This window comes from Leptolyngbya sp. NIES-2104, assembly GCF_001485215.1.
In the GTDB taxonomy this organism is placed as follows: domain Bacteria; phylum Cyanobacteriota; class Cyanobacteriia; order Leptolyngbyales; family Leptolyngbyaceae; genus Leptolyngbya.
Map to the genome: position 1 here is coordinate 1,064,252 of NZ_BBWW01000001.1, position 24,864 is coordinate 1,089,115.

A 24,864-nucleotide genomic window follows, 5' to 3' on the forward strand; every position below is an offset into this window, starting at 1 on the left:
TCGATCGCAACTCTATCCCGCTCTTCATCGAGTAGAGCAATGGCTGTTATCGTTCCCAGTCAATCTGTGTTACTGATTGACGATGACGCAAGTATTCGAGAAATTGTACAGGCTTGCTTGAGCGACCTTGCAGGTTGGAAAGTGAAAACGGTTGCCTCGGCTCAAGAAGCTTTGAACTGGTTAGGCTCAGAGCATCCGGATGTGATTTTGCTCGATATTTTGATGCCCGGAATGGATGCCGTTACGTTTCTGCAACGACTCCGGGCATCGTGTCTGACCCAAACCATTCCAGTAATTCTATTAACCGTGCAAGCTCGCTGGTATTCACCGCAGCAACTCCAGAAACTGAGTGTGATTGATGCGATCGCGAAACCGTTCGATCCGGTGGCACTTCCCGATCAGATTGCTCAAGCGTTAACGCGATCGCAATAAACACTAGCATCCTTATCGAATTCTTATTTTTTTGTTCTACTGTTTGGACAACTAGGACGCTCTACTTTAGCGAAATTTAAACCAGATGAATACAAAGTGGTCACTCAGTCTCTTATTTCTATTGAGTCTGATTGTCAGTGCCTGCTCGAATAATACAGCCAATTCAACCGGGACATCTCCATCGCCTGCGATTCAGCCGCCTGTGGTCAGCCCTGAACCTTCTCAAACGGTTCAGCCGACAACTTCGCCGACGGTTGAAAAGCCCTCTCCTGAACCTGAAAAGCCGACAACTTCAGCGAAACCGACTCCGGTTACTGAAGCAAAAACAGCCGAAGTGGTTGTGGATGGATTAAATGTACGATCGGCTCCCGATACCACTTCTCAAGTGCGCGGAACCATTCCGAAAGGAACTCAAGCTAAAATTATTCAACAGCAAGGAAGCTGGTACTACATCGTCATGGGACGAGTAGAAGGCTGGGTTTCAGGTTCCTACATCAAAGTGTTAGACGGTAATCCCGGTAGCACTGTATCGAATCCAAAGCCTGTCACTGAGGCAAAAACGGCAGAAGTGATTGTCGATGGATTGAATGTACGATCGGCTCCCGATACCACTTCTCAAGTGCGCGGAACCATTCCGAAAGGAACTCAAGCCAAAATTATCCAGCAGCAAGGAAGCTGGTACTACATCGTTATGGGACGAGTAGAAGGCTGGGTGTCGGGTTCCTATATCAAAGTGTTAGACGGTAATCCCGGTAGCGCTCGAAGTTAAGCGCTGTTTCCTTAACCGATTGAACGATACTCAGGAATCGAAATGATGAAATCTTTTTTACTGCCCAGTCTTGGTGTTGTATTGATTAGTCTGTCTGCTTGTTCTCAGACATCAAATGCTGAAAATCCGCAGGTTGCGACTTCTCCAGCGACTCCAATTCAATCCCCAACTGCACCTGTTACTCCTCAGCCTCCGGCTGCGACTTCACCCACTAGAACGGGTCGGGATTTAACCCCATTGTTCAGCCGAGTCTGGCGAGTCACAAAAGCGCCTTCCACTCCTGCACCCGGTAGCATTTATGTGTTCTTGCCAAATGGAACACTGTTGCAAACCTCGTGCGGTGAACCCTATCGGATTGCGACTTGGACGATTAATAAGCAATCACCCGACATTCTGCGAGTGAAAGAAGATGGGCGACAAGCCTACACCATGAGAATTACCAGCTTAAGTAATACGACATTGCAAGCTCAGCGCAGCCTCGATCGCTCTAATGAAAATCAGGCACTCACTCTGAGTGCTGTTGAACAAGAATTCGTTTGTCCAGATATTCGTCGATAAGGAGATCATAATGAATACTAGAAATTGGTCGATCGCGCTTTGTTCGGCAGCGATCGCAGTCGTTGCAACAGTTTCCCCTGCCCGCTCAGAAACGGTTGAAATCACAGGTGATGCGGTGAATGTTCGATCCGGTGCAGGTTTGAATTATGGAGTCATCACTGTTTGGAATCGAGGCGTACAGGGCAACCGCATCAAGCAGCAAAACGGCTGGTCGTATGTGGTGACGGGACCTGTTGAGGGTTGGGTTTCTTCTTCGTTTGTCAAACCGGTCGGAACCTCCGGCGGCGCACAACCGACTTACGACGCGATCGGCAGGATTGATAATGCCAGATTTAAAGGCAACGGAAGCGTAGAAGTAAAAATGAACGGTGACAACGCAACGGTGTTATTTGCGGCTCGTGGTGAAAACATCCGTCCTTTTTCGACCGTTTACTATGGAACGGTCTACAGTAATTCCGGCTCTTTGATTCGAGTTAGTCTGACTGGATTTGAATCACTAAGAACCAACGGGCGCATTCCAACCACTGGAGAATGTCAGCTTTTGCTGAACAATCAACAACTGCAATCCGCCGTTTGTCGGGCTTCTGGCGTTGATCATGGCAGAACTGCATTAACTAAATTCTAGAACTCATGAGTACTGAACATCGCTTGAGTTCCACTCGATCGACTTCTAGAGAGCGAATCTATGCCACGATCGGCGCAGTTTTGATGTGGCTATCTTTAGGGCTACAGTTCTATCTCTCGATCGCACTTTCGCTCGATCGCGGCTTAAGTCTGTGGGTGGGCATTGCTAGATACTTCGGTTACTTCACGATTCTGACGAATTTCTTGGTAGCACTAGCGTTTACTGTTCCGCTAGTGCAGCCGAGAAGTCGGTGGGGGCGATTCTTTTCGCATCCAAGTGTGAGAAGCGCGATCGCACTTTACATTATCGTGGTGGGGATTGCTTATTCGCTATTACTGCGGCACATTTGGAATCCACAAGGGTGGCAACTAGTCGCAGATCGCATGCTGCATGATGTTTCCCCGATTTTGTATGTTGTGTTTTGGTTTTTGTTTGTGCCGAAAGCAGCTTTACAATGGCGCGATTTGCCGAAATGGTTAATCTATCCGCTGGTTTATTTGGTCGTAGCGTTGATTCGCGGCGCGATTTTCAACTGGTACCCGTATCCATTTCTAGAAGCGAACAAACTCGGCTATCCGCAGGTTTTTCTGAATGTGGTGATGCTGTTTGTTGGATTCTGTGTGGTGGGGGCTGTGTTGATTGGAATTGCTCGATCGTTCCGTTCAGAAAAGACGCTCACCTAGAGAAGATTGTGACCGCTTGAAAGAGTTGTTTAAGCGGTCACAATCTTTTGTTTAAGCTGAGGTGATGTTTTGACGATCGCTTTTCGTCACCACAACCACACAAGGGCGCGGAGCCGCATTCGCTTTTTTATCAGGAAAGTTCGAGCCAATTGGAACTTGGCGCGTTTGCGTGAACTCGTCGCCGTCTGTGGTCTTCATCGCATATTTGCGCGTTTCAGATTTCAGATTTTGACGAATGCCGTTACTTTCTCCAGGATGTTGAACTGCGAGGAATAGGGTTTGTCGATCGCGGCTTAAAAATGGTCCGGTGAGTTCCGCTTCGATCGGAGCCATCGCAAATAGATAAGCATTTCCAGCATTTTCTCCAGAGGTCGGCACAAACCATAAGCTATTGTTGCCGAATAGTCCGCGCAGGTTTGATTGACTGGTTGGAACCCCGTTTTTACCAATCCGCTTCGGAACTGCTTTATTGAGCTTGTCAGATGACATATCAGTGACAATCCACACATGCCCATCGGGATCGATTAATAGATTGTCAGGATTCGAGAAGCCAGCACCGCCCGCAGTCGGTTCACCGCCCATTGCCATCATTTTCCATTGAAAGGTCATCGCGGCTGGATCATTGTTATCTTCGACCACGTGCATCACAAAGCCGTATTCGTAAGGCGCTTCGCCATTTGGTCCTTTGAACACGCGCTTATCCGGTCCGCCATCTCTGCTATCCGGTGAGCCAGAGGTAAAAGAAATGTACAGCGAACCATCTGGAGCAATTTCAGTGTCTTCTGGTCGCGCCGTACAAGTCGCACCGCAAGCATTCGCCGCATAGTGAGCATCGATTAGAATTGCACCTTGCTTTTCGATCGCATTCCCTTCGTAGAGATCGCCCAGGGTTTTAAACTTCTGCTTGTATTGGTCGATCGCGCTTTTAGTCCGCACTGGCGTAAATCCACCATCCGGGCGCTTTGGTAGATTGATCATGCTACCCACGATCGTCGAAGGATCTTCAGGATTCACGGGCGTATCCGGTTTGAGTGCAATCCATCGCCCGGTTCCATCTTCGTTAAACTTCGCCGCATAAAGCATTCCATCAGACAGTAAGCGAGAGTTAGCTTTATCTTTTGGATTACTCACCGGATCGCGACTGACGAACTTGTAAATGTGTCCGCTGCGTCGATCGCATCCTGAATAGAATGCCAACGGTTTACCCGCTTCCACTCGAACACCGACCGCCTCATGTCGATAGCGACCAAGCCAAGTATGTTTCGTGCCAAAGTCTTTAGGATTGGCTGGATCAACTTCGACAATCCAGCCGTACTTGTTGCCTGCTAAACCGAAGACATTCCCTTGACCGGAAACTTCCTCTTCGTCGATCGTAAACGTCACGCGATCGGGGGGAAAAGAAGTTCCATCGGCATAAACTGGATCAGGAACCTGAACTTGAATATTTTCCTCTGCACTGAGAACCGTTCCCCATGGAGTAGTACCGCCTGCACAGTTGCCGAAAGTTCCAATCATGCGATCGCCTAACTTATCCATGTATCCCTTGCCCGTTTTCTTCTGAAAAACTGCTTTTGCAGGTCCAGTACAAGCCAAATAGCGATCGTCTTCGAGTCCTGAAATTCCCGTGATTCGTCGATCGACATTCGAGAAAGTCCGCTCCCATTTGCCGTCTGCATTCTTCCGAATCGAAATCACACCCATCCCTTGATCGATCAAAGCTTCTTTGCAAATGGTTTTGATCTGAGCTTTGAGCGGATTTTTCTCAGGCAGTGCAAACGCATTCACACCTTTTGTCTTTTGAAGTTCTTTCTCAACCGCAGCTTTGGGAAGCTCTTTACCGAGCACTTTCGAGTAAGATTGCAACCAAGGAATCGCACTAATGTACTCAAAGTTAATCGTTAGAAATCCTTCATTCGGAGCAGTTTCAACAAATGAGAGGTAATCATTGTTATAACCAAACCGAGAATCACCAATTTTGTCGCCCCAAGCTCCGATGACCTGATAAGAGAAGCCCTCTGGAACAATCAAATCATCGACAACTTCAAACTCTGTTGCTGTCGTGCTCTTTATATCTGTGAGCAGTGACATCGGACTTTGAAGCGGCTTGAAACTCACATTGGACAATGTTCCCGCTGTGTTTGCCGATTGGAAGGGCATCGAAAACTTTTGATTGTTTTTGATCAAGCTACCGATCGCGGTTGTCCCCGCAGCAGCACCCAAAAAGATGAGAAAATTCCGGCGTTTGATCGGCATACGGGTAGAACTCCAGTAGATACTCGCCTCAGTCTTAGCAGCAATCTAGCAATCAGAGGTTAAGACCGGGTAAAAGATTGAGAAGATGTCACGTTCCATTGCTATTTCAGCGGAATGAACTGTCCTGCAATGCCCACACTCGCAGTTTCAACGCCCATAAACCGTAACCGAAACACCGCAAAGATTCCAAAGTTCTGCTCATAGACCGAAGGTTTTAGAAACTGACTGCTCCATCCAGGAGGTACAATTTTGAACGGTTCACAAAGCGGCTGTTTTGGAGAGCATACAGTTTGCTGAAGTTGCCAAGCCACGAACGCTGTGTAATCATCTTTGGTCGGTTTCGTCGCACTGAGAATCACGATCGTACTTGTCACCATCAAAGCAGTCCAAAGCGGAATCGTTTTCATAGGGATCTCCAGGATATAAATTGATCGCACCATTCCTCACACCCAAAGCTTCACGAAGCCAAGCCCCGTCGATCGCACCAAGCTTGATAAGCGGCATTCTGCATTTTTTGAGCCGCCGCAATCTTCGTTTCACAGTCTCGAATTTGATGTTGATACTGATGCTGTAGAAAGCCTAATTCCTCGTACAAGTCGCTCTCTAGATCACTTCCTTGTTGGTTCATCCATTGTTCCTGCTCCCATGCCGATTCTTCCTCAGAGAGTCCAGCAGGCTTCAAAAAGCGATCGCTTAATTGCTGTCGAGTCTGGCGAAACTGTTCATGTTTTGCTGCAATCAACGCTAACAATTCCTGCTCCAAACAATAGCGATACCGCTGATAGTATTGAATTTCAAATTCAGCGATCGCCATTCCCAGATTCTTCAGTCGTCCACTCGGATCGCCCTCGACTAAAAATCGCAGCACCGCATCTAATCCATAAATCCGCTTAACTTCTTCAAGCGCAAACGTTTCGGGTGTCAGCCAGTAGCGCTGATATTTCCGAATCGATTCTGCGGCAGCTTGAGGACGCTCAAACCCTTCACTCAACCCTAAAGCGGCTGCCCATAACAAGACAATCGGCAGCGTCGCTACGAACGACTGAGCGCTTTCACTTCCAGGCAATTCTAGGACTTTCATCAACCAAATCCCGATGCGATATTCGATCAGGCTTAGTGCGATCGCAATTCCACCATCGAGCAAAAACTGGGGAGTGAGTTGTTCGCGTTCGACTCGATAAAAGACTTTTTGCTGTGCAGTTAAGAATTGATTGTGAAACTCATTGATCGGCGGATGCTGCTCGTATTCCTGTTTCAAGGATTTCGAGAGATTTCGCGTATCGTGGAACTGTCTCCAGTGAAAGACCGCTTTGGTTGCACGTTCTTCCGCTAAGAAACCGACCGCCGCAGCCAGCAAAATTGCAGCAGGAAACGCATATTGATCTAAGCGAGCAGTCAGTAGCAGCGTTCCACCTGAGAAAACGATACCGCTGACGACAACGGTTCCGATTTGGATGACACGTTTGATGATTGGGGACAATTTTCGATCGACGATCGTCACAAGTTTGGAATTCCGAAACCGAGCGAATTCCGAAGCACCCTGATGGGCTGAAAGTGTATTCATCTCGGCTCGATTTTTTGCTGGAAGCGTGTGAATCTGCAACTGCGGCACATTCATCCAGTCTTGTAAAAGTGCATCGAGCTTGAACTGACCTTGAGTAAAGACATCGTTGGGAAAAGAAGGAGAGGGCATAGTTTAGTAAGTTTGTAGGTGACGTGAGCAGGAATTGAGTTCACAATTTCCGAGCTTGTGTAAACGCTTGTTCAACACAAGCAGCAACACTATTCGCCGGACAAATTTGAACATTGGGACTGTCTTGGAGTTGGTTCTGTAGCTCGTTCTGGAGTTTGCCAGTCACACCGATAATCGCGATCGCACTTCGTTCATTTACAATTCGCTCGATCGCTTGCTTCAAACGGCGATAGTCTCTCGGATTCGGCTGATTCGCTCCCGGTTCAGCCGCTTGTAATGTGATTGTGACAACGATTGCAGACTGATTTCCTGCTTTTCTCTGACTCACAATCTCTGAAGCAATCCGCTCCAGTAGCAAAATGGGAGAAGTTCCTTTTTCGCGATCGCTCGTCGTCAGATCCGCACATCGAACCGAAGCCGCAAGTCCTGTTTTCTTAAAGGTTGCAACCACTTCGGGCTGTTCTGCGAACTCCATGAACACAGCTTGATCGTTCGGGCGATACTGTTGGTTACTGATTTGGCAATGTGCCTGACGAGTTTTCGCTAACGGTTTGATCGCAGAAGCAGACCGATCATCAGCGCGAAAATGCAGAATCGATCGCGATCGCAAAGACATCCAAAAGACACCACCTGCCATCGACAGCGCAGTCATGATTAAAATGGCAGTCGTCCAAAGCGCGTCGTGGTTTTGGGACTTGTCGAGAGATTTCATCGCTGACCTCCCTCAACCATAATCAGCAGGTCAATGTTGTAGAAACCAACAACCCAAACCCATTCACCCGGTGCAAATTGACGATCGCAAGGTTCACACAGTTGAGCATTCCAAGTCGTTGCCCTCCAGCTAATGCGAACTTCGTCGGCAGTCACGCTTTCGATTTTGGCAAGACTGGGTTTGGCAAAAAAAGTAGTCTGTTCAGGTAGATAGTTCATTGTCAAGTTCTCCAAAAAACAAAAAGACAGGCAAACTCCCATAAACCTGAGAGTCAGCCTGTCGAATTCAGAACGATCGAGGCGAACAAGATGATCAATATTCAATTGTCGATCGAGCGAAATCGCGATTAAGCCACAGAGCTAAACCACTGTTGCCATTCCACTAACGTAAATTTGAACAATCGCTGAGGAGACGCACAGACAATCACCGAAAACTGTCCTCGTCCACCTTTCATCCGCTCGGTTGAAACTTCCAGTTGTCCCCGTCGGACAGGCAGATCCGGATCAAAAATTGCCATTAGCGTTTCTGCTAAGCGGTCTTCGAGATAGGTGATGAATTGTGCGACCTGTTCAGTTTCTTGCGCCGAAACTCGCTGGTCTTTCCAACTCTGGAACTGCTCCAAGGTGACAACGTGCAAATACTCGATGTGGCTTCCCACACACACACCGATATTTCCGTCCCGTCGTGCCCGACTTTCAATTTTGAGAATGGTGTGTCCCGTTGCTCGAAAGACGTGATCCAATTCTTGGACAGTTTGCTCAAGGGGCGGTATTTGCATCGTACACCTCGGTTGAAGGCGAGTGAAAGTTTATGAAGCGAAAGAACCGAAACAGCCTTATCCCACACCGAATAATTTGTTATCTATCAATATAGATGCTCACCTAATAAATTTCAATCAGTAAAAGGTCGATTTGTCAGGTCGCATCAAAAAAGTATGAATTTTTCAGGGAACCTTGACCGTCTTCTGTAGCATAGCAATACAATTTAGATATAATGCAAGTCGCGTAGAAGCCAATCAGCGTCTATATTTCAAACCCTCGTTTGTCGATCGTGAATAGTGAAATTACAACTTAGTATACTTCCTGCTCACGTTTTCTCACCTTACTTATATAAAAAGCTCACATGTTCTCACAATACAGGAGCGCCCTCACGATGACTCAAATCTCGCCCGACCACTTGAAGAACGCCGCGATCGCTCACGGATTATCAAAAATAGAATTAGAAGCGCTGGAGTTAGCAATCGAGGGAAATTCAGCCGAAAGCAGCGCCGAGAAACTCAAAATTTCACCCGTTGCGTTTCGCAAACGTTTAGGATCAGTCTATAAAAAGTTCCACATTCTCGGAGACAGTCAGGGTAAGCTCAACCGACTCAAGAGCCAGCTTTTCATGGATGTTCCCTCGACAGAATCCAGCAGTGAACGCGCCGCTGAATCCTCAAGCTGGATGAGCCGGGAAGATAAAATCGATGTGTCTGGATTCTGTGGCAGAGATGAATCGTTAGACACCTTAAAAAAGTGGATTCGACACGAGCAGTTGAAACTTTTGCTGCTATTCGGGCAGGGTGGCATCGGCAAGACCATGCTGGCAGCAAAACTCGCACATGACCTTCAAAACGAATTCGATCGCGTCATCTGGCAATCGCTCCGAACCACTCCAGATCCTCAGGTTCTTCTGACCGATCTCATTGCAATGCTGTCGGATGAACCCCAGCACGAAGCAGATATTGAACTACAAATTTCTAAGTTTCTGACTCATCTCACTCAACAACGATGCTTGATTGTGTTTGATAATGCAGAATCTTTGCTGCAAGAAGGAACGCTAGCAGGCGAATATCGCGAAGACTTTAAAGAGTATGGGAAATTGTTCAGACGGATCGGAGAAGAAACGCATCAAAGCTGTGTCCTGATTACCAGCCGCGAAAAACCAAAAGAAGCTGCCACGCTGCAAGGAAAAAAGCTGCGGACTCGTGCCTTTCACGTGGGAGGGCTGAAGCTCAAAGACGGACAAAAATTACTGCTCGATAAAGGCATTACTGCAACCGACGAACAAGCAAAAAATCTGCTCAACATCTACGGAGGCAATCCGCTCGCGCTGAAAATTGTCGCAACCGCGATCGAAGAACTGTTTGGCAATAATGTCTCGCTCTTCTTAAAGCAGGGCATTCCAGTGATTCGAGACATCGAAGAACTGCTCGATCAACAATTCGATCGACTTTCGGATCTAGAAGTGAAAATCATGTATTGGTTAGCACTCAACTACAGTTCGACTTCTCCCGAAGTGTTACAGCAAGATCTCGTCTTTTTGGAGTCACAGGATGCACTGTTGAATGCTTTACGATCGCTGCTTTGGCGATCGCTGATTGAACCATCGGGCGCAAAATTCAGACAGCAACCTGTCGTGTGTGAATACGTGCTGAAACGATTGGTCAAACAAATCAGCCACGGATTTGAACTTCAGAAACAAGATCCTGATACTGAAGCGTTGGAGCTTTTAGACAGCCATGCTTTAATGAAAGCCACTGCACAAGATCGCGTACGGCAACTCCAGGAAGAGACTGTCTTAGAACCGATCGCGAACCGACTCAAGCAGAGTTATCCCGCTCCAAGCACACTCGAAGAAAAATTGTGGGAGATGTTAAAAAAGCTCCAAGAGCCAGAAGCTCCCAGAGTGGGATATCGGGCAGGAAACATCATTAATCTGATGCGCTACTTTAAAATGCCGCTAAGTCGGAAAGACCTGTCAGAACTCACCATCCGACAAGCTTACTTAGAAGATGTCGAGTTGCAGGAAACGAACTTCACCCACGCTGATTTGTCTAGCTCAGTGTTTCGAGAAACGATTACCGGAATCATTTCTGTCGCCTTTCACCCAGACGGTGATCGATTTGCGATCGGCATGAACAATGGAGAGCTTCGACTGTGGCAAGTCTCAGATAATAAGCAGATTGATTCAGTCCAAGGACACGATAAGAAGCGAATTTGGTCGATTAAATTTAGTACAAAAGGTGACTTTCTCGTCAGTGGCGGCGAAGATGGTGCAGTTCACCGCTGGACGACTCATCAGCTCAAAGACACGCTCAATTTAATTGGCACTCATGATCAGCCTGTCAGTTCAGTTGCCGTGAGTTCTGATGACCGATGGATTGCAAGCAGCGGCGAAGAAGGCAAAGTGAAAATTTGGGACGCAGAAACCGGAGAACTGCTCCAAGTGTTGGATCACGGTGAGGTTGCGGTTTGGTCGGTTGAATTTACCCCCGATCGACATTGGATTATCAGTGGCAGCGATCGCGGAGTCCATATCTGGGATTGGAAAACAGCAACACAAGCAGCAACTTTTTTAGCTCCAGACTCAACCCACGACGAAGCAAACCAGGTGTATGCGATTCACATTAGCCCCGATGGGGAGTCTTGTGTGAGTGGAAGCGCAGACGGCAAGATCCGAGTGTGGAACCTCAAAACAGGACATTGCCAACCTTCAGTTTCAGGTCATACTCAAAAAATCCACTCTGTGCGCTTTAGCTCGGATGGACAACGGATTGTAAGCGGCGGAGAAGATACGATCGTTCGCGTCTGGGAAGCAACCAATCTACAGCAGCCTCAGATGGAGTTGAGAGGACATACGAACCAGGTCTGGTCGGTTGGGTTTAGTCCTGACTGCCGCCGAGTGATTAGCGCGGGGGATGACCAGACTGCACGATTGTGGGATAACAAAACTGGAAGCCTTCTCAACACATTAAAAGGCTACACACGAGGGGTTTATGGGCTTGCTTTCAAAGACGATCGCACATTAATTAGTGGAACAGATAATGGAGAAGTCTATTTCTGGGATCTAGAAAAACCAACTGATCCAGCGTATCGGCTGTCCGATCATCTTGCTCGAATTCGCTGCTTAGCCTACGAACCTCAATCAGAACGATTGGTGCATGGCAGTAGAGGTTCATCCTTCAAACTGTGGGATGTGAGCAATCTATCTGCTTGTCGATTGCGCTGGACGGGGCGACAACATACCAATTGGGTGTGGTGTGCGGCATTTAGTCCAGATGGTAAAACGCTTGCAACGGGCAGCGAAGATTACACCGTACGGCTCTGGAATGCGGAAACGGGCGACGAACTGCGCGAGAAACCGTTAACTCGACAACATCGTTGGGTCTGGTGTGTGGCTTTTTGTCCTAGTGGGCGATGGTTAGTGAGTGGTGGCGGCGATCCAGTGCTGCGTCTGTGGGATGTTCAGGACATTCACGAGCCGCAATATGTTACAGATTTGCGAGGACACACTGATGCAGTCTGGACAGTTGCTTTCGCGCCGTTGACCGAGAACAACGAAGGCAATAGTCTTTTAGCCAGTGGTGGAGCCGATGGCATCATTCGCTTATGGAACATTAAAGAGCGGAACTGCAAGGAGTTAAAAGGGCATACAGGAACCGTTTATGCGATCGCATTTAGTCCTGATGGTCAGAAGCTTGTGAGTGCAGGTGATGACCGTAGAATCTACGTTTGGGATGTGGCGACGACGAGCTGTATCTATCGTTCTGAGCCAGAACATTCTGAGCCAATTCGAGCGATCGCGGTCAGTCCTGATGGTCGTACCATTGCAACGGGAAGCGAAGATGAAACGATCGGGTTGTGGAAGTTTACATCAGGACAGTATGCCAATCCAGAAGTACAGAAGCTTGCTCGAAAACGGTTTTACGAAGGAATGAAGCTCATTGGAGTGCAAGGACTAAACGAAGCTCAAAAGCTTTCCCTGAAAGTTCTTGGTGCATCGATCGAGGACAAACCACCCGCAGAGTAAAGTTACTGCACTAAAACTTTTGAAGATAGCAGCACCAAAAGTGGCAGTTCACACTACAATCTTTAGGTAATGCGCTTCAACCAAGGAAATTAACAGTGCCTACTATCCTCAACGATACGCTTAAAGCAGAACTTGAACAGACTCGTGCTCGATTGCTGAGTGAACAAGAAACAATCGCTGAAACAGTAACGAAAGAAGCTGAAGCAGAGATCGATCGCGTTCTCGGTTACATCAATTCACTGCTGGGTGAAGCTGCACCGACTGAAAGTGCACCTGAATCTAAGCCTGCTACACCGTCTCCAGCAAAAACCACTGCTAAGAAGACCGCAGCACCAAAATCCTCCAGTAAGGGGGGTGCCTTCGATGCTGGCAAGCTCAAATCAAAATTCAAAGACCTCAAGCCGATGGATGCGATTTTGAAAGTGCTGGCAGATGAGAAAAGTGCTTTATCGATCGATGATTTGATCAATCAGCTTTACGATGAGTTCGATGCGGCGGAAATCTCCAAAGCAAGAAGAAGTGTTGCGATCACCACCAAACACGCTGAACGGCGCGGTTTGTTGAAGAAAGTGCAAGACAATCCTTCTCGCTTTCAAGGCGCTTAAGTTTGGACAGTGGAGCTAAGCCAGCGGAAATCCTGCTGCAAGTAACCAGGCAAAAAATAAAGCACTGGCGATCGCGACACTCCACTGTTCTCGAACTTGAGCCGCTACGATCGATAACACGGTCAGCAACACTGGAAACAGCGGCAGCAAAAGAAACATAAATCCAAGCTGCGGTAAAAATTGCAGCACCAAAATAAACCCGCCAATCAAAGCAACACTTTGAGCAATTCCCCAAACGGCGCGCTGTTTCGATTGGGCGATTTCGGTTGCCAAAAACCAGGGCAGAGACGCGATCGCAATCATGCCCCAAACTTCAAGCCGCACCGGAATCAACACCGACTGCAACCAAACCAATTGCGCCATTGCTCCGACTGCAATCCACAGCACAGTAAACACACCGATTCCTAACATTAACTTCTTGAGATTGAATTGCGGAATTTGCCGCAGAACGATCAACCAAATTAATCCAGCCAGTAAAAACCAAAGTGCAATTGCACCACCGACTTGAACACCACCGAGCGTCTGTAAGTCCGTGACGCGATCGAGCAAGACCAATCCAGCCGTTGGCACTGTCGAAGATAAAAGCAATCCACCCCAACGCTGTAACGGTGAAATCGAAATCGGAGTAGTAACAATCTGCAAGCTCGGCATGATTGCCGCAAGACCGATGAGCCAGCCGATTAAATGAACCGCTTGCCAGAGCATTCGACGATCGACATATTGACTTTGCTGCTGTGCTCCAAATGTACGATCGAGCCACTGACGCGCTGCATTGTGACTGACCGAATTGAACAAGATCGTAATATGTTCAACATTCGGAACCAGAATAAATTCCCGACCTCGACCATTCGCAACATCTGAATTGCTACCACCTGCTTGCTGAAGGATTCGTTCTGCATTGCGAATAAATCCACCTTCCCAGCTTCCCGCTTGAATCTGCAAGTTTCGCGGGCGATCTGGAGTCACCTTTGCACCTGTCGGAGAAACAGCGATCGTTGCAGAAAAGTCACCCGGATGAAGAATTGCAGCATCCATCACTGCACCACTGCCCATCGAATGTCCGAGGACTGCTAATCGAGTCGCGTCTACTTCTGGTTGCTGTGCGATCGCGTTCCATGCCGTTCCAAAATTCCGTCGCAGCGAACCGTCCTGCAATCGACTCGGATTTGCACCATGTCCATCCCAATCCCACAGCATCACTGCATAGCCCGATCGAGCAAGTACATGACCATAACTCAGCATCAATTGTTTTGACCCCGAATAACCATGAGCCACCAACACTCCTGGCACAGCACGCAATGATTTCGGTGCAAGGTAGAGCAGGGGAACGCCTTCTTGGTTCAGAGAACGAACGATCAAGCCTGAACGGGCAGAAAAAATGCCCCACCAAGAAAGAGCAATCAGCAATCCAGCTAAAATCAGCAATCCAATTCGATACGGCTTCAATGGACAATCCTCGATCGACGATTTTTCCATCAAAGCAGTTCTACCGATAATCCGAATCGGACGATCGTTAGAAATTCGAGCGATTCAACGGTCGATCGCGCAGATGAGCCGCATAGACAAAGAGCGATCGCGGATCGACTCGATCGTGCTGCATGTGATAGTCGCGGGTGGCAAATTCAAGCTGAAGCATTAATCGATCGTGTCGAATCGGTGGCATTCCTTTGTGGAAACACAAGGTATCTTCGACAAATCCGAAACCTGCATTTCCGCGAATGGTGACTAAATTTTCAATGCCATACGCATCAATAATTTCTGAATCCTTAAACCGTTTTCGATTCAATTCGTGTCCTAATTTCTTGCGACGATGGGTTCCCTGCATACAGGCGTGTGCTCCTGTTAACCCATCTACATCTGTCAGATAGAAGAAGAATTTGATAAATCGATAATCATCTAAATCGTAATGAAACAATTGAGCCGCCTTTCGTCGCGCTTGAAGTGACGCATCGGTGACAAAACTCCACCAGAGATTGCTACTAATTAAAACCGGGCTGGTTCCTAAATATCGAGCCGCGATCGACAAAATCAGCGGATCACGACTCAATTGGGCAATCGCAGGACAAGTCTCGATCGTATTCACATAGCTGGCAGTCACAAATTGGCGATCGTACCAGCGCTCTGCTTCGAGGCGTTGAGCAGAGTGAAAGCCATATTCGGGTTTGCGATCGCCGTAACAAGGATACTGTTTCGCGTAAGCAATGATGTCCTGAAGCATCTCAGACGGAAGATTTAAGCCGAGATACAATCCATCTTTAACGACCGATTGCACAATGTCTGAAGCGGCATGAGAAAAGACAGACTCACCGGAGAATTGAGGAACTTCACAGGTCTGAAAGTGGCGAAAGAGCGATCGCACAACTCCAAATCGCGCCAACTGTCGCATCAATAGCCATTTTGGATTTCTGCTCATACCTCGGAACCATTCATATCCCGAATCATAAGCATCATGATATAGCTCTCTTAGCCAGTGAAATCCTAAAAACACACTCTATCTCCATCAAGCAATTTTTTAAGCCTGCTGTTCCTAATCTTCCAGCATTCGGCAGAAACACCCGGTGAATTTGTCAATCCTTCACGATTGTTCCCTTGAGTAGATAAAAACTTGATAAATCATCTGCTTCTTGTGTAAAAGCTTTACATTTCGGTCAAGTGTATACGGATAAATGACCGTAATTTCCGTGAATAAAGTTCAGTTTCCATAAGCTTTTATTGATGCTCGATCGAATCATTCGTTTACCAACAATTTGTCTCGAATGGAGTCTTGAAAAATTAGATTGCATAAAGCCCAGTCAAACGAGCTACTTTTCTCTTAAAGATCTGACGTACACTTACAGTGCATTTGTGAGAATTGCCTAAACAGTTCGGATCACAAGCAAAACGTCTGAATGACCTAGATAGCGTAAACGTAGGAGTGAACTTCCAGCCTTATGTTTGACTGTATTGTTGTCGGAGCAGGACCCGCCGGAGGAACTGCTGCCTATCATCTCGCCAAACGCGGACGCTCTGTTTTAGTGCTAGAGAAAGAAGCACTGCCTCGCTATAAGCCCTGTAGCGGTGGTGTCTCTCCTGCGATCGCTCAATGGTTCGATTTCGATTTTGCCCCCGTGATTTCGCGAAAAGTGAATACGATTCGCTATACCTGGAAACTCGGTGATCCGGTCGATGCCACCTTAAATACACCTGAGCCGATGTGGATGGTGCGCCGCGACCAGTTTGATGAATTTTTGATGAACCAAGCACAGCAAGCTGGAGCAAAACTTCAAGATGCAACTGCGGTGACAGGAATCGAATTTAAAGGCGATCGCTGGCAGGTCAATACCACTTCTGGAACGTTAGAAGCAAAATACTTAATTGCTGCTGATGGCGCGAAAGGACCAATGGCAAAATGGCTTGGATTTAAGGAACGCAAAACCCGGATGGGAGCCGTTATGGAAGCGCCTCATGCGATCGGGAGTACAGCACAGTTTGATTTCGGAATGCTGAAAAACGGCTTTATCTGGAACTTACCCAAGGCGGAAGGATTTTCCGCTGGAACCGCTTCATTTCGGGGCGACGATCGCACTGATTTCAACGCGGCTCTATCGAAATACGCCAAAGAAGCGGGATTTAATACGAGCGGTGCTCAGGTTTACACACACCCGATCGCATTTTGGGACGGTGATCAAACGCTGCACACTCAAAACGCGGTTCTCGCTGGAGAAAGTGCCTCGATCGTTGATCCAATGACGGCTGAAGGCATTCGCCCGTCAATGTATAGCGGCATGAAAGCAGCAGAAGCGATCGACCAATCTTTGAGCGGTGATCGATCGGCATTGGCTCAATACACTGAGACGATTCAGCGGGATTGGGGGAGTGACATGGTTTGGGCGCAACGACTGGCAAATCTGTTTTATCGCGTACCGGGAATCGGCTACAAGGTGGGTGTGAAGCGTCCGACTGCTACCGATCGGTTGGGTAAGATTATGTGCGGTGAATTGCGGTATGCCGATGTTGCAAATCGTGCCCTAAAACGATTAGGGGGTGGATTAATTCCAGGTATGGGGGGTTAGGAATCGCGCAAAATTCCGGGTAGAGACGCGATTAATCGCGTCTCTACGTTATTGGATCAACGCAGAATGGGTTGCATGGTTTTTCCGGAATTACGCCTTATGTTCGTAATAGCTCGAAATTTGGTCATAAACGTGCTGCGGAAACTCTAAATCCCGGTACACATTACACGCATCCGGATCATCAGAATTCGGGCAAATCGGAAAATCCTGCTCTTGTTGCCATGCCAAAACTCGATCGCGCTTCGGCGGATTGTAATCTTTCCCTTCGACTTGCTGATAAAGCGATTTTGCTTCTGCTTCATCACAGTCTTGATCTTTAAGTAAATAGTCGATCACTTCTTCTTTTGGTAAGAAATGACGTGCCACCATTGCAAAAACTAAGCGCCCATAGTGCCCGATATCTTCTCCCGATTCGAGGGAATCGAGCAAATGCGCCATCATGTCACTTTTTCTTAAATCTTGAACAGTCATGATTATTGGTTTGATCTCATCATGACTGTTATAGAACTTATGATCTAGGTTGCCGTCTACCTCTCGGTTTAAGATCCGCGAATCTCCGATCGTAGTTTCTCTAACTCTGGATCAATCGGAGCCGCAGCAGGTAACTTACCGCTGATCTGATCTTTCATCGCTGCAAGTTCTGCATCGAGATCATCGCCTTGCCCCAACGCTTCAAACCGCTTTTCGAGATCATCACCGCCCAATTCCGCGATCGCTTCCGATTTCGCTTCAAGCTGCAACACTTTTTCTTCCATCCGCTCAAACGCACCCATCGCGCTCCCAGTTCCCACTCGATTCAGCATCTCGTGAAGTTGCTCGGAAGCTTTTGCCGATCGCGCTCGTGCGATGTACATATCTTTCTTGGTCTTGGCTTCAGAAATCTTGCCTTCGAGCTTGAGCATATTCTGCTTCAGTTGCTTCACCACAGACCCTTGCTGCTCTAACTGAGCTTCCATCGCATTCGCCGTTTCGACATAGCTTTTCCGGCGGGCGAGTGCTTCTCGTGCTAGATTTTCATCGCTTTTCGTCAATGCCAACTGAGCGCGGCGATACCATTCCTCCGCACTCGTTCGGGCTTGACTCGCTTGGCGTTCGGTGCGTTTTTGAGTCGCGATCGCTTGTGCCACCGCTTGCCGCAGACGAATCAAATCATCCTGCATATCGATCACGGTCTGCTCCAGAATTTTTTCTGGATCTTCTAGCTGTCCGACTAGATGATTTAGGTTCGCCCGAATGGCTCGCCAGATGCGGTCAAACAATCCCATATCAGCAACTCCCAGGAGAAGAATTCAGAGCTTCCCTAAATCCTACCGCACCGAATCGCGTTGATTCGTCTATCAATAGTTAATCTCGGACAGAGTACCAAGACCTCTTAATCTCCGTTATACTTGCATGATCTAAACTAATGCTCATCAGCCTTCAGAAAAAATTCGTTTTATTTCACAACAAAAATCACATCTGATAATGCAGTAAACGTTTGTGACTTACCTGAGTAGCAGAAATTGACCGTCAGGTCTGAAGTTGGTTTTGAACTGAAACTATTAAGGAAAGAATTTATTGCAGGCGCTAGAAGATCTAAGTTCCTCTTAAGCTTCCAGGAGCTTGAAAAATCAGCCGTATCAATCAATACGAGAAATAACCTATTTTCTGAGCCAAAACGCATTTCTCCCTGATTTTCGTATAACCACTTGATTAAATTCTTTGAATTCTGCTGAGCTTCGCCAACAATTGTTAAATTTTGGGATCTTATTTGATCTAAAACACCTAGAGATAATTCATCGTTTCTATCTTTTAACTTTTCAGTTATCTCATAGTAAATTTCAGAGGACTTTGCTGATTTATCAAAGTTTACAGAAAGCTCTCGCGCTTTTTGCTTCAGAAAAGTTAGTTCCACAGGAAGTTCTTTCTCTCTTCTCTTTAGCCTCAGATACTCCGAGGGAAAGTATGTAACCTTCAAATCAAAAGGTAGATTTTGAATAAAGAAATCCACGCTCTTAATCTGTCCAACAGCGGGTAAAACAGATGAATGGGCTTTGAACAAGTGCTCAATTAGAATACTAGACCAATGGTTATACCAACTATTCAACACATAGCCTTGAACAGCACGATTTATTTCCGTCTCGAATTTTGAGATTAACACTTCATAAGATGAAATTACTTTTACATAGTGAGATACCAGGTATTTATCTAGGGAGTTTTGGTAATCTCCTCCCCACTCAAATGTTTTCAACTTATATAGTTCAGAAACCAGTGCTTCCTGATCCAACTCTTGTAACTGCTGTAGATTCTTCTCTCTAATGTATGCGTCTAACTGCTGATGCGATTGGCTTGAATTGGTTTCTAGTAAACAAAATAACTCTTCAAATTGTCCACTCAGCGTAGTAGAGGTTAGATTCAAACAAAGCCTTGCGGTAAACTCTGATAATAGTTCTTTCCTTGTGATCGATTTTATCTTCAGCCATAGCTGACCTGTAGAATTCGTATTGAACTCCGTTAAATCATCGCCATCATGCAGTTTCTTCCAGTAAGCAAAATCTTTCTTTGTCATTGTTTGAGGATTTCTCACCTTATCAAAGATTGCGACGCTGAATTCGCTTTTGGTAATGAGGTTGACCAACCCGAAATTTTATTTAATTTTTGTTGAAATTTAATACTAGCTTCTTTTTTAGCAAAAACAAGAACGCAATCTGTTTTTAATCCACCTTTCCTATTATCCTGAACTACCGAGTTTGCAGAATATTCCATAGGAAAAGTACCGACAAATTTCAAATCAGAACTACTCTCAAGAACTTCTAGAAATCTCCAGCTTTGCTTATCACGAGCATTAAAATACATCAAGAACATTCCATCATTGGTAAGGATACGATCTGATTGGCTGATCAATAACTTCATTTGTCTGATATATTCATCTTTCTTTTTATTCCTTTCTTTAGCATTAGAAATAACAATTTCTCTTTCAAAATAGACCTCCTCATTTAAGATGGAATTCCACATCTCGCTCAATTCGAGATAAGGAATTCTGTCACCGTGAGGTGGATCAGTACAAATTAGCTTTATGGTTTTTTCGGGTATCGTCTTCATAATACTCAAGCAATCCCCATTAAGAATTGCTGCACCCTGCTTATTCTCTAAGAGAGCATTAATTGATTCATGTTGCAAGTATTTGTGTGTATTGATATTAAGCAATGCCTTGTACAGCTTGTTAGCCCTGCTTTCAAAACAATTCCAAACATTAATCTCAAAGTGTAGTTCTGGTCTCCAGTAACCAATAACCCAGCTTCCAACTTCAATCTTATTGGAAGTTTGTTGCTTTGTTTTTCCTCTATTGGTAATTGCAAATACCATAGACGACATTTGTCCCGATGAGGAAGTGAGGGTCAGTAAGAAAGCGCGTTTAAGTGTATCTGGAAGTAACTTGATTTCATCTAATATCAAATCAATATTATGTAAAGCTCTGCTAGTAAAGAGGTCATAAATCGACATCTGACTACTAGAATTAATCCTAGAATTTGTGAAAAAAGTCGCGTCTCTAATATTGCGAATCTTATACTGTGTGAATGAGTTGAAGTTTTCTAAATCAAATCTACTTGGATCTATCTCAACTTTACTTCTACCTATCTCTGGTTTAAACCATATCTTTGATAGGTTCTTGCCGCTCCATAAGTAATGAGATCCAATCTTCCCGTCGCTCGTATGATAGGTATCATTAATTTTCTGTTTGATATTGATTTCAATGCTTTTTAAGGCATCTCGAAATAATGAAGCTTCTGGCAAATCTAATAGAAAGTTTGTATGTTCAATAGAATGTGGATTAACATCAATCCCAATAAATCTCCTTCTTTTAGATAAACATTCTCGACTAATTAACCCTGATCCTAAGAAAGGGTCAAGAACTATATCAGTACTTTCTGTATAGTTCTGAATGAAGAAGGTGATGCTTTCTGTTGGTTTCTTACCCCAATACTTATGGAATGAGTATAGACCTTTATATGTATCAGGATTGCTAATGTCTTTGATAGTTGTTGCAGCCATACCGAACTCTATTCCAATTGCAGATATAGCGTATCATACCAGCTTCTCTTCCACATTACGCCACTTGTAGTTTGTGAGATTGAAGTACACACTCTAAAGCGTAAAACCGCAATGTACATTATGAGGTATGAGCATCGGGCTACGGCTTCTGAACATTGGCACTCAACCCGCGATTTTTGAGTTCCTGAACTTTTTTTTGCGCCTCAGATTCGGTTACAGTCGCAGCAAGCTGAATTTTGCCATCAGAACGCACAAAGGCATCTGGAACGACTTGGCGAGCCGTCGCAAGAGATTGATCACCTGTAAAGGGGGCTTCCACTCGATAGTACTGAGACGGTCGGCTGGGGGATTGAATAACAGGCGCGGGAGGTTGGGTCCGGGGGACGGAAACGGAAGGAAGCAGGACAGAAGAACTTGCGATCGGAGAAGGGGATACCGCTGGAGACGGTGCGATCGAAGGCGGAACGATCGCGCTCGGTGCGGCAGGCGAAGCGGAAGGACTCGGAGACGGAGAAACGCTAGGAACCGGAGTCGGTTTCGTGCGAATGACCGAGAGAGACTCTAAACCAAGTTCGGAAAATTCATCGCGATCGAGTCTGGGGGAGGTCGAAATATCGGCAGTTGAAGCCTCTGGGGTGGGACTTTCTGCAACTTCAGGCTGACTGAATCTCTGAGCAATGCCACCCAAAATCGCAGGATTCATAATCACATAGCCCAGCATCGCACTCGATACTAGCAGCGTTAACATCGACCCAATTCCCAATGGAGTCGATAAGCTTTGCAGAAATCCGCGTTCGACTTCGACCTTTGCTTCTTCGCGCTCTAAGCTTCTCAAAAGATGCTCTGACGATTCGAGATAGTCATCGGGCGGAGCCGAATCTTCGTATGCCATTTCAAACAGCGCTTCTCCAGCGGTTTCTGATTCGTATGGAATCATCGCGCTTTCGTCGATCGAGGGAGTTTCAGCGATGCTTGCACCGCGCTCCGCGTACGCAGATTTGCCAAGATCGAACGAAATTGCTTTGGGTGGCGCGTCTGGATTCGTTTGCGTTAATTCAACAGGCTTTTTCGGGGGCTGTTTGGGGCGCATGACGATCGGAGCAACGCTTAATCCGGCTTTTTGGCGGCGATAGCGGGTGAGTTCGTCTTCTAATTGTAAATCGAGACAGCTTAACGCCTGTTGTAGTTTGGGATTGAGAGAAGCGCGATCGTGAGGCATAAGGTAGACTCCTCGATGAAAGCTCGTGAAGAACTAGAATTCTGCGATTTCAGTGTAGTTCAGAGTTTTCAAATCGACGCACAAATCTTTTGAGAAGACGGTTTGATCATGCGATCGCCTAAGAGGATGTTTGAAAAGTAATCGTTGTTGCCGCAACCCGCCCTGAAATGAATTTCGGGCTAATCGGCGCAAGTCCATTGAAATGGACTAAGAACCTGTAACTGCCTCCCAGTCTACTTCAGTAGACTTTCCACGGTTAGCCCGAAATTCATTTCAGGGCGGGAGTCAAACGAGAGCGAAGTGACTTTTTATACTTTTCAAACACCCTCTAAAATTTCTCTCCAAATCCAAACTGGAATCGTCCTTCTCCTTGATCGTTAATCCCATATCCCGCCCGAATCGTACCTAATGGCGATTTCAACCGCAGTCCGACCCCAATGCCAAATCCCGAACCCGGTAAACCCCGAACGGTTCCAGGTGCACCTAACACCGAATTCGCTGATCCTAAATCTGAGGCAAAGTCAGCGAACACAGCACCCCCTAGAATGTTGTAAATCGGGAATCGGTATTCCGCAGACGCAAGAACAAAACTGCGCCCGACAGCAACATCGTTAAATCCATATCCCCGCACCGAATTTGGACCACCCAGCGTGTACGCATTGTACGGCGGCAAATCTCCGATCGTCGTTCCTGCCTGAACATTAAACGCCAATACTTCAGGCTGTTGCTGTGTTTTCTCCAGATTAAAGAAATTCACCGGGACATACTGCGAATAGTTCGCTTGCAAACGATTCGAGAGAATGCTGCCACTGCCGATCGGGATTGATTGCTCAGTTGTTAATGTCAAAATTGACCCGCTCGATGGATCAACTGGATTGTTGCGCTGATCTCGCACAGCGGTAAAGTTCACGGTCGTCAAATCATCGATTCCCGTTCCGCTAAAAGACAGCGGTGCGCCGTTTCGATCGCGTCTTGCCACATCGCCATCTCGATCGCGCAAACTAATCCGCGTATAGTTCAATCCTAAAGTTCCATCCCAACCATTCCCGATCGGGCGATTGACCGCCACGGTTCCACCAAATCGACCTTCACGAGGTCGATCGCCATTCGCTAATTCACTCGCGTCGTTATCAAACACACGAGAAATGCCGCGCCTCCGAAATCCACTAACGCTATACCCCAATTTATCTGGCTCAGTCGATCGATAAGGACTCACAAACCGTCCATCAAACTGCACATCTCGCGTTCCCACGGAGACATTTCCACCCAACTGCTGTCCAACCCCATTAAAGTTCGTGTCGTTATAGTTGAGACTCCCAAAAACGCCCAAATCCTCGTTGATTCCTCCGCTCACATTCAGTGCGCGACTTCGAGCTTCAGTCAGGTTGTACACAACCGTTGTACGACGAGCATCCCCTTCGAGAGAAACCCGACCGTTTGTAAATAATCCGGTTTGCAGAATTCGCTGTAAGTCTTCACGGGCAGCCGATTCTTGGAAAATTTGACCGGGTTTGATTTGAATTTGATTTCTTAAAAAATCTTCCCTCGTGCGACCCTGAATCGGTTGACCGCGATCGTTAACCAACCGACCTTGCTCATCGGTAAATCTAATTTGAATATTCCCGATCGAGCCTTCTGCAACTTCGACCGTCAACACTCCATCCCGATTTGGAACGACTCCGACCACTCGCGCTAAGCTAAATCCATTCTGACGATACCAAGCATTAATCTGCCGAATGCTGTCATTAATTGCAGTCGGGCTAACGGGTGCACCAAGTTGGGACTGAAAGAATTGATTGGCGATCGTCGGGGTGAGGGCTTGAGCATTGACTAAATTCAGCGATCGAACCGTCGTCGGCTGAACTTGAAAAGTCACGCTCAACCCATTTGGATTCGTGCGAGTCGTGAAGTTCGCCGTACTAAATAATCCTGTTTCAAGAATTACAGCAATGTCGCTTTGAAGCTGAGGAGTACTGACATTTCCGCCGGGTTGCGTTTGAATGCGAGACCGAACAAGTTCTTGAAGTTCGGCAGAAGCTCCCACGATCTGAACATCGGTTGCCGTGAGAACGAGATTCGGTGAAGTTTGAGGTGCAGATGTTGGACGCGGTGGAGTCTGAGGCGCAGGTGTTGGACGAATTGGAGTTTGGGCGATCGATGGAGCACGATCGACTTCAAGTTTTTGAGCAATTGGTACAGGAGTTGGAGCACGATCGACTTCAAGTTTTGAAGTGATCGGTTTGCGAGAAAATTCTGGGGTGGGGCGAGGAGATTCGATCGTGACTGTGGGGACGGTTTTACTGCTAGAAACGGCTGGCGTTTTCGTTTCAACCGCTGAAGGTTCAGTCGGCACAACAACATCTTGAGCAATGGCTTTTTGTGCCAACTCTGAGATAGAAATAAGCCCGATCGCACAGGCGGTGATTTTAGAAAAACGCAT

General features: G+C 46.7%; 22 protein-coding genes. 8 read left to right on the top strand and 14 right to left on the bottom strand.

What is annotated here, in order from left to right; all coding sequences use genetic code 11:
- Window positions 1-39: 39 nt before the first annotated feature.
- From NIES2104_RS04885 to NIES2104_RS04905, 5 genes are all read left to right on the top strand, one after another.
- Window positions 40-432: a response regulator gene (locus tag NIES2104_RS04885; RefSeq protein WP_058996292.1), complete on the top strand. Its 393-nt coding sequence runs from the start codon at window positions 40-42 to the stop codon at window positions 430-432.
- 85 nt (window positions 433-517) lie between these two features.
- On the top strand, window positions 518-1,201 hold the full coding sequence (locus NIES2104_RS04890) for an SH3 domain-containing protein (protein ID WP_058996294.1): 684 nt from the start codon (window positions 518-520) through the stop codon (window positions 1,199-1,201).
- 42 nt (window positions 1,202-1,243) lie between these two features.
- Window positions 1,244-1,759 (top strand): hypothetical protein, encoded by a 516-nt coding sequence (locus tag NIES2104_RS04895; RefSeq protein WP_058996296.1) that lies wholly within the window; start codon window positions 1,244-1,246, stop codon window positions 1,757-1,759.
- Between the two features lie 10 nt (window positions 1,760-1,769).
- Window positions 1,770-2,384, top strand: a complete 615-nt coding sequence (locus tag NIES2104_RS04900; protein ID WP_058996298.1) for an SH3 domain-containing protein — start codon at window positions 1,770-1,772, stop codon at window positions 2,382-2,384.
- Between the two features lie 5 nt (window positions 2,385-2,389).
- Window positions 2,390-3,067 (top strand): Pr6Pr family membrane protein, encoded by a 678-nt coding sequence (locus NIES2104_RS04905; RefSeq protein WP_192843557.1) that lies wholly within the window; start codon window positions 2,390-2,392, stop codon window positions 3,065-3,067.
- Between the two features lie 51 nt (window positions 3,068-3,118).
- On the opposite strand, the gene NIES2104_RS04910 is transcribed toward NIES2104_RS04905, so the two are convergent.
- From NIES2104_RS04910 to NIES2104_RS04935, 6 genes are all read right to left on the bottom strand, one after another.
- Complete coding sequence (locus tag NIES2104_RS04910; RefSeq protein ID WP_058996299.1) at window positions 3,119-5,320, bottom strand: PhoX family phosphatase; 2,202 nt, start codon at window positions 5,318-5,320, stop codon at window positions 3,119-3,121.
- A gap of 101 nt (window positions 5,321-5,421) precedes the next feature.
- A complete protein-coding gene (locus NIES2104_RS04915) occupies window positions 5,422-5,727 on the bottom strand; it encodes a hypothetical protein (RefSeq protein WP_058996301.1) in 306 nt (101 codons plus the stop codon).
- Window positions 5,728-5,777: 50 nt separating this feature from the next.
- The gene (locus NIES2104_RS04920; RefSeq protein ID WP_058996303.1) at window positions 5,778-7,013 is read right to left on the bottom strand and encodes a hypothetical protein; all 1,236 of its coding nucleotides are present in this window, start codon (window positions 7,011-7,013) and stop codon (window positions 5,778-5,780) included.
- A 40-nt stretch (window positions 7,014-7,053) separates the two neighbouring features.
- Window positions 7,054-7,725: a hypothetical protein gene (locus NIES2104_RS04925; RefSeq protein ID WP_058996306.1), complete on the bottom strand. Its 672-nt coding sequence runs from the start codon at window positions 7,723-7,725 to the stop codon at window positions 7,054-7,056.
- Window positions 7,722-7,943: a hypothetical protein gene (locus NIES2104_RS04930; RefSeq protein WP_058996308.1), complete on the bottom strand. Its 222-nt coding sequence runs from the start codon at window positions 7,941-7,943 to the stop codon at window positions 7,722-7,724. Before NIES2104_RS04930 ends, NIES2104_RS04925 begins: the two co-directional genes overlap by 4 nt.
- A gap of 128 nt (window positions 7,944-8,071) precedes the next feature.
- Entirely contained in the window at window positions 8,072-8,503 is a 432-nt protein-coding gene (locus NIES2104_RS04935; RefSeq protein ID WP_058996310.1) for a hypothetical protein, read from the bottom strand.
- 374 nt (window positions 8,504-8,877) lie between these two features.
- Here NIES2104_RS04935 and NIES2104_RS04940 point away from each other — a divergent pair, with 374 nt between their 5' ends.
- Both NIES2104_RS04940 and NIES2104_RS04945 read left to right on the top strand, forming a co-directional pair.
- A complete protein-coding gene (locus NIES2104_RS04940; protein WP_058996313.1) occupies window positions 8,878-12,516 on the top strand; it encodes an NB-ARC domain-containing protein in 3,639 nt (1,212 codons plus the stop codon).
- A 95-nt stretch (window positions 12,517-12,611) separates the two neighbouring features.
- Window positions 12,612-13,121: a hypothetical protein gene (locus NIES2104_RS04945; protein WP_058996315.1), complete on the top strand. Its 510-nt coding sequence runs from the start codon at window positions 12,612-12,614 to the stop codon at window positions 13,119-13,121.
- Between the two features lie 15 nt (window positions 13,122-13,136).
- Here the strand turns inward: NIES2104_RS04945 and NIES2104_RS04950 are convergent, their stop codons facing one another.
- Together NIES2104_RS04950 and NIES2104_RS04955 are read right to left on the bottom strand one after the other, a co-directional pair.
- Window positions 13,137-14,597, bottom strand: coding sequence for an alpha/beta fold hydrolase (locus tag NIES2104_RS04950; RefSeq protein ID WP_058996317.1), 1,461 nt, complete (start codon window positions 14,595-14,597; stop codon window positions 13,137-13,139).
- 37 nt (window positions 14,598-14,634) lie between these two features.
- Window positions 14,635-15,609, bottom strand: coding sequence for a hypothetical protein (locus NIES2104_RS04955; protein ID WP_156426868.1), 975 nt, complete (start codon window positions 15,607-15,609; stop codon window positions 14,635-14,637).
- A 442-nt stretch (window positions 15,610-16,051) separates the two neighbouring features.
- Between NIES2104_RS04955 and NIES2104_RS04960 the strand changes: the two genes are divergently transcribed.
- On the top strand, window positions 16,052-17,173 hold the full coding sequence (locus NIES2104_RS04960; protein ID WP_058996321.1) for a geranylgeranyl reductase family protein: 1,122 nt from the start codon (window positions 16,052-16,054) through the stop codon (window positions 17,171-17,173).
- A 90-nt stretch (window positions 17,174-17,263) separates the two neighbouring features.
- On the opposite strand, the gene NIES2104_RS04965 is transcribed toward NIES2104_RS04960, so the two are convergent.
- The 6 genes from NIES2104_RS04965 to NIES2104_RS04990 form a co-directional block, all read right to left on the bottom strand.
- Window positions 17,264-17,644 carry a hypothetical protein gene (locus NIES2104_RS04965; RefSeq protein ID WP_058996323.1) on the bottom strand — a complete coding sequence of 127 codons (381 nt, stop codon included), beginning with the start codon at window positions 17,642-17,644 and terminating at the stop codon, window positions 17,264-17,266.
- A 68-nt stretch (window positions 17,645-17,712) separates the two neighbouring features.
- Complete coding sequence (locus NIES2104_RS04970) at window positions 17,713-18,438, bottom strand: PspA/IM30 family protein (RefSeq protein WP_058996324.1); 726 nt, start codon at window positions 18,436-18,438, stop codon at window positions 17,713-17,715.
- Between the two features lie 170 nt (window positions 18,439-18,608).
- Complete coding sequence (locus tag NIES2104_RS04975) at window positions 18,609-19,721, bottom strand: hypothetical protein (RefSeq protein WP_058996327.1); 1,113 nt, start codon at window positions 19,719-19,721, stop codon at window positions 18,609-18,611.
- Window positions 19,722-19,735: 14 nt separating this feature from the next.
- A complete protein-coding gene (locus tag NIES2104_RS04980; RefSeq protein WP_058996329.1) occupies window positions 19,736-21,205 on the bottom strand; it encodes a DNA methyltransferase in 1,470 nt (489 codons plus the stop codon).
- Window positions 21,206-21,344: 139 nt separating this feature from the next.
- Window positions 21,345-22,424 carry a hypothetical protein gene (locus tag NIES2104_RS04985; protein ID WP_058996331.1) on the bottom strand — a complete coding sequence of 360 codons (1,080 nt, stop codon included), beginning with the start codon at window positions 22,422-22,424 and terminating at the stop codon, window positions 21,345-21,347.
- Window positions 22,425-22,752: 328 nt separating this feature from the next.
- Complete coding sequence (locus tag NIES2104_RS04990) at window positions 22,753-24,864, bottom strand: BamA/TamA family outer membrane protein (protein WP_058996333.1); 2,112 nt, start codon at window positions 24,862-24,864, stop codon at window positions 22,753-22,755.

Excerpts from the sequence above, each read along its gene's own strand:
- NIES2104_RS04960 (WP_058996321.1), top strand. The coding sequence starts at position 16,052 with ATGTTTGACTGTATTGTTGTCGGAGCAGGACCCGCCGGAGGAACTGCT.
- NIES2104_RS04970 (WP_058996324.1), bottom strand. The coding sequence starts at position 18,438 with ATGGGATTGTTTGACCGCATCTGGCGAGCCATTCGGGCGAACCTAAAT.
- NIES2104_RS04980 (WP_058996329.1), bottom strand. The coding sequence starts at position 21,205 with ATGGCTGCAACAACTATCAAAGACATTAGCAATCCTGATACATATAAA.
- NIES2104_RS04895 (WP_058996296.1), top strand. The coding sequence starts at position 1,244 with ATGATGAAATCTTTTTTACTGCCCAGTCTTGGTGTTGTATTGATTAGT.
- NIES2104_RS04985 (WP_058996331.1), bottom strand. The coding sequence starts at position 22,424 with ATGCCTCACGATCGCGCTTCTCTCAATCCCAAACTACAACAGGCGTTA.
- NIES2104_RS04885 (WP_058996292.1), top strand. The coding sequence starts at position 40 with ATGGCTGTTATCGTTCCCAGTCAATCTGTGTTACTGATTGACGATGAC.
- NIES2104_RS04935 (WP_058996310.1), bottom strand. The coding sequence starts at position 8,503 with ATGCAAATACCGCCCCTTGAGCAAACTGTCCAAGAATTGGATCACGTC.
- NIES2104_RS04905 (WP_192843557.1), top strand. The coding sequence starts at position 2,390 with ATGAGTACTGAACATCGCTTGAGTTCCACTCGATCGACTTCTAGAGAG.
- NIES2104_RS04975 (WP_058996327.1), bottom strand. The coding sequence starts at position 19,721 with ATGACAAAGAAAGATTTTGCTTACTGGAAGAAACTGCATGATGGCGAT.
- NIES2104_RS04940 (WP_058996313.1), top strand. The coding sequence starts at position 8,878 with ATGACTCAAATCTCGCCCGACCACTTGAAGAACGCCGCGATCGCTCAC.
- NIES2104_RS04930 (WP_058996308.1), bottom strand. The coding sequence starts at position 7,943 with ATGAACTATCTACCTGAACAGACTACTTTTTTTGCCAAACCCAGTCTT.
- NIES2104_RS04925 (WP_058996306.1), bottom strand. The coding sequence starts at position 7,725 with ATGAAATCTCTCGACAAGTCCCAAAACCACGACGCGCTTTGGACGACT.
- NIES2104_RS04910 (WP_058996299.1), bottom strand. The coding sequence starts at position 5,320 with ATGCCGATCAAACGCCGGAATTTTCTCATCTTTTTGGGTGCTGCTGCG.
- NIES2104_RS04950 (WP_058996317.1), bottom strand. The coding sequence starts at position 14,597 with ATGGAAAAATCGTCGATCGAGGATTGTCCATTGAAGCCGTATCGAATT.
- NIES2104_RS04965 (WP_058996323.1), bottom strand. The coding sequence starts at position 17,644 with ATGACTGTTCAAGATTTAAGAAAAAGTGACATGATGGCGCATTTGCTC.
- NIES2104_RS04915 (WP_058996301.1), bottom strand. The coding sequence starts at position 5,727 with ATGAAAACGATTCCGCTTTGGACTGCTTTGATGGTGACAAGTACGATC.
- NIES2104_RS04990 (WP_058996333.1), bottom strand. The coding sequence starts at position 24,864 with ATGCGTTTTTCTAAAATCACCGCCTGTGCGATCGGGCTTATTTCTATC.
- NIES2104_RS04920 (WP_058996303.1), bottom strand. The coding sequence starts at position 7,013 with ATGCCCTCTCCTTCTTTTCCCAACGATGTCTTTACTCAAGGTCAGTTC.
- NIES2104_RS04890 (WP_058996294.1), top strand. The coding sequence starts at position 518 with ATGAATACAAAGTGGTCACTCAGTCTCTTATTTCTATTGAGTCTGATT.
- NIES2104_RS04900 (WP_058996298.1), top strand. The coding sequence starts at position 1,770 with ATGAATACTAGAAATTGGTCGATCGCGCTTTGTTCGGCAGCGATCGCA.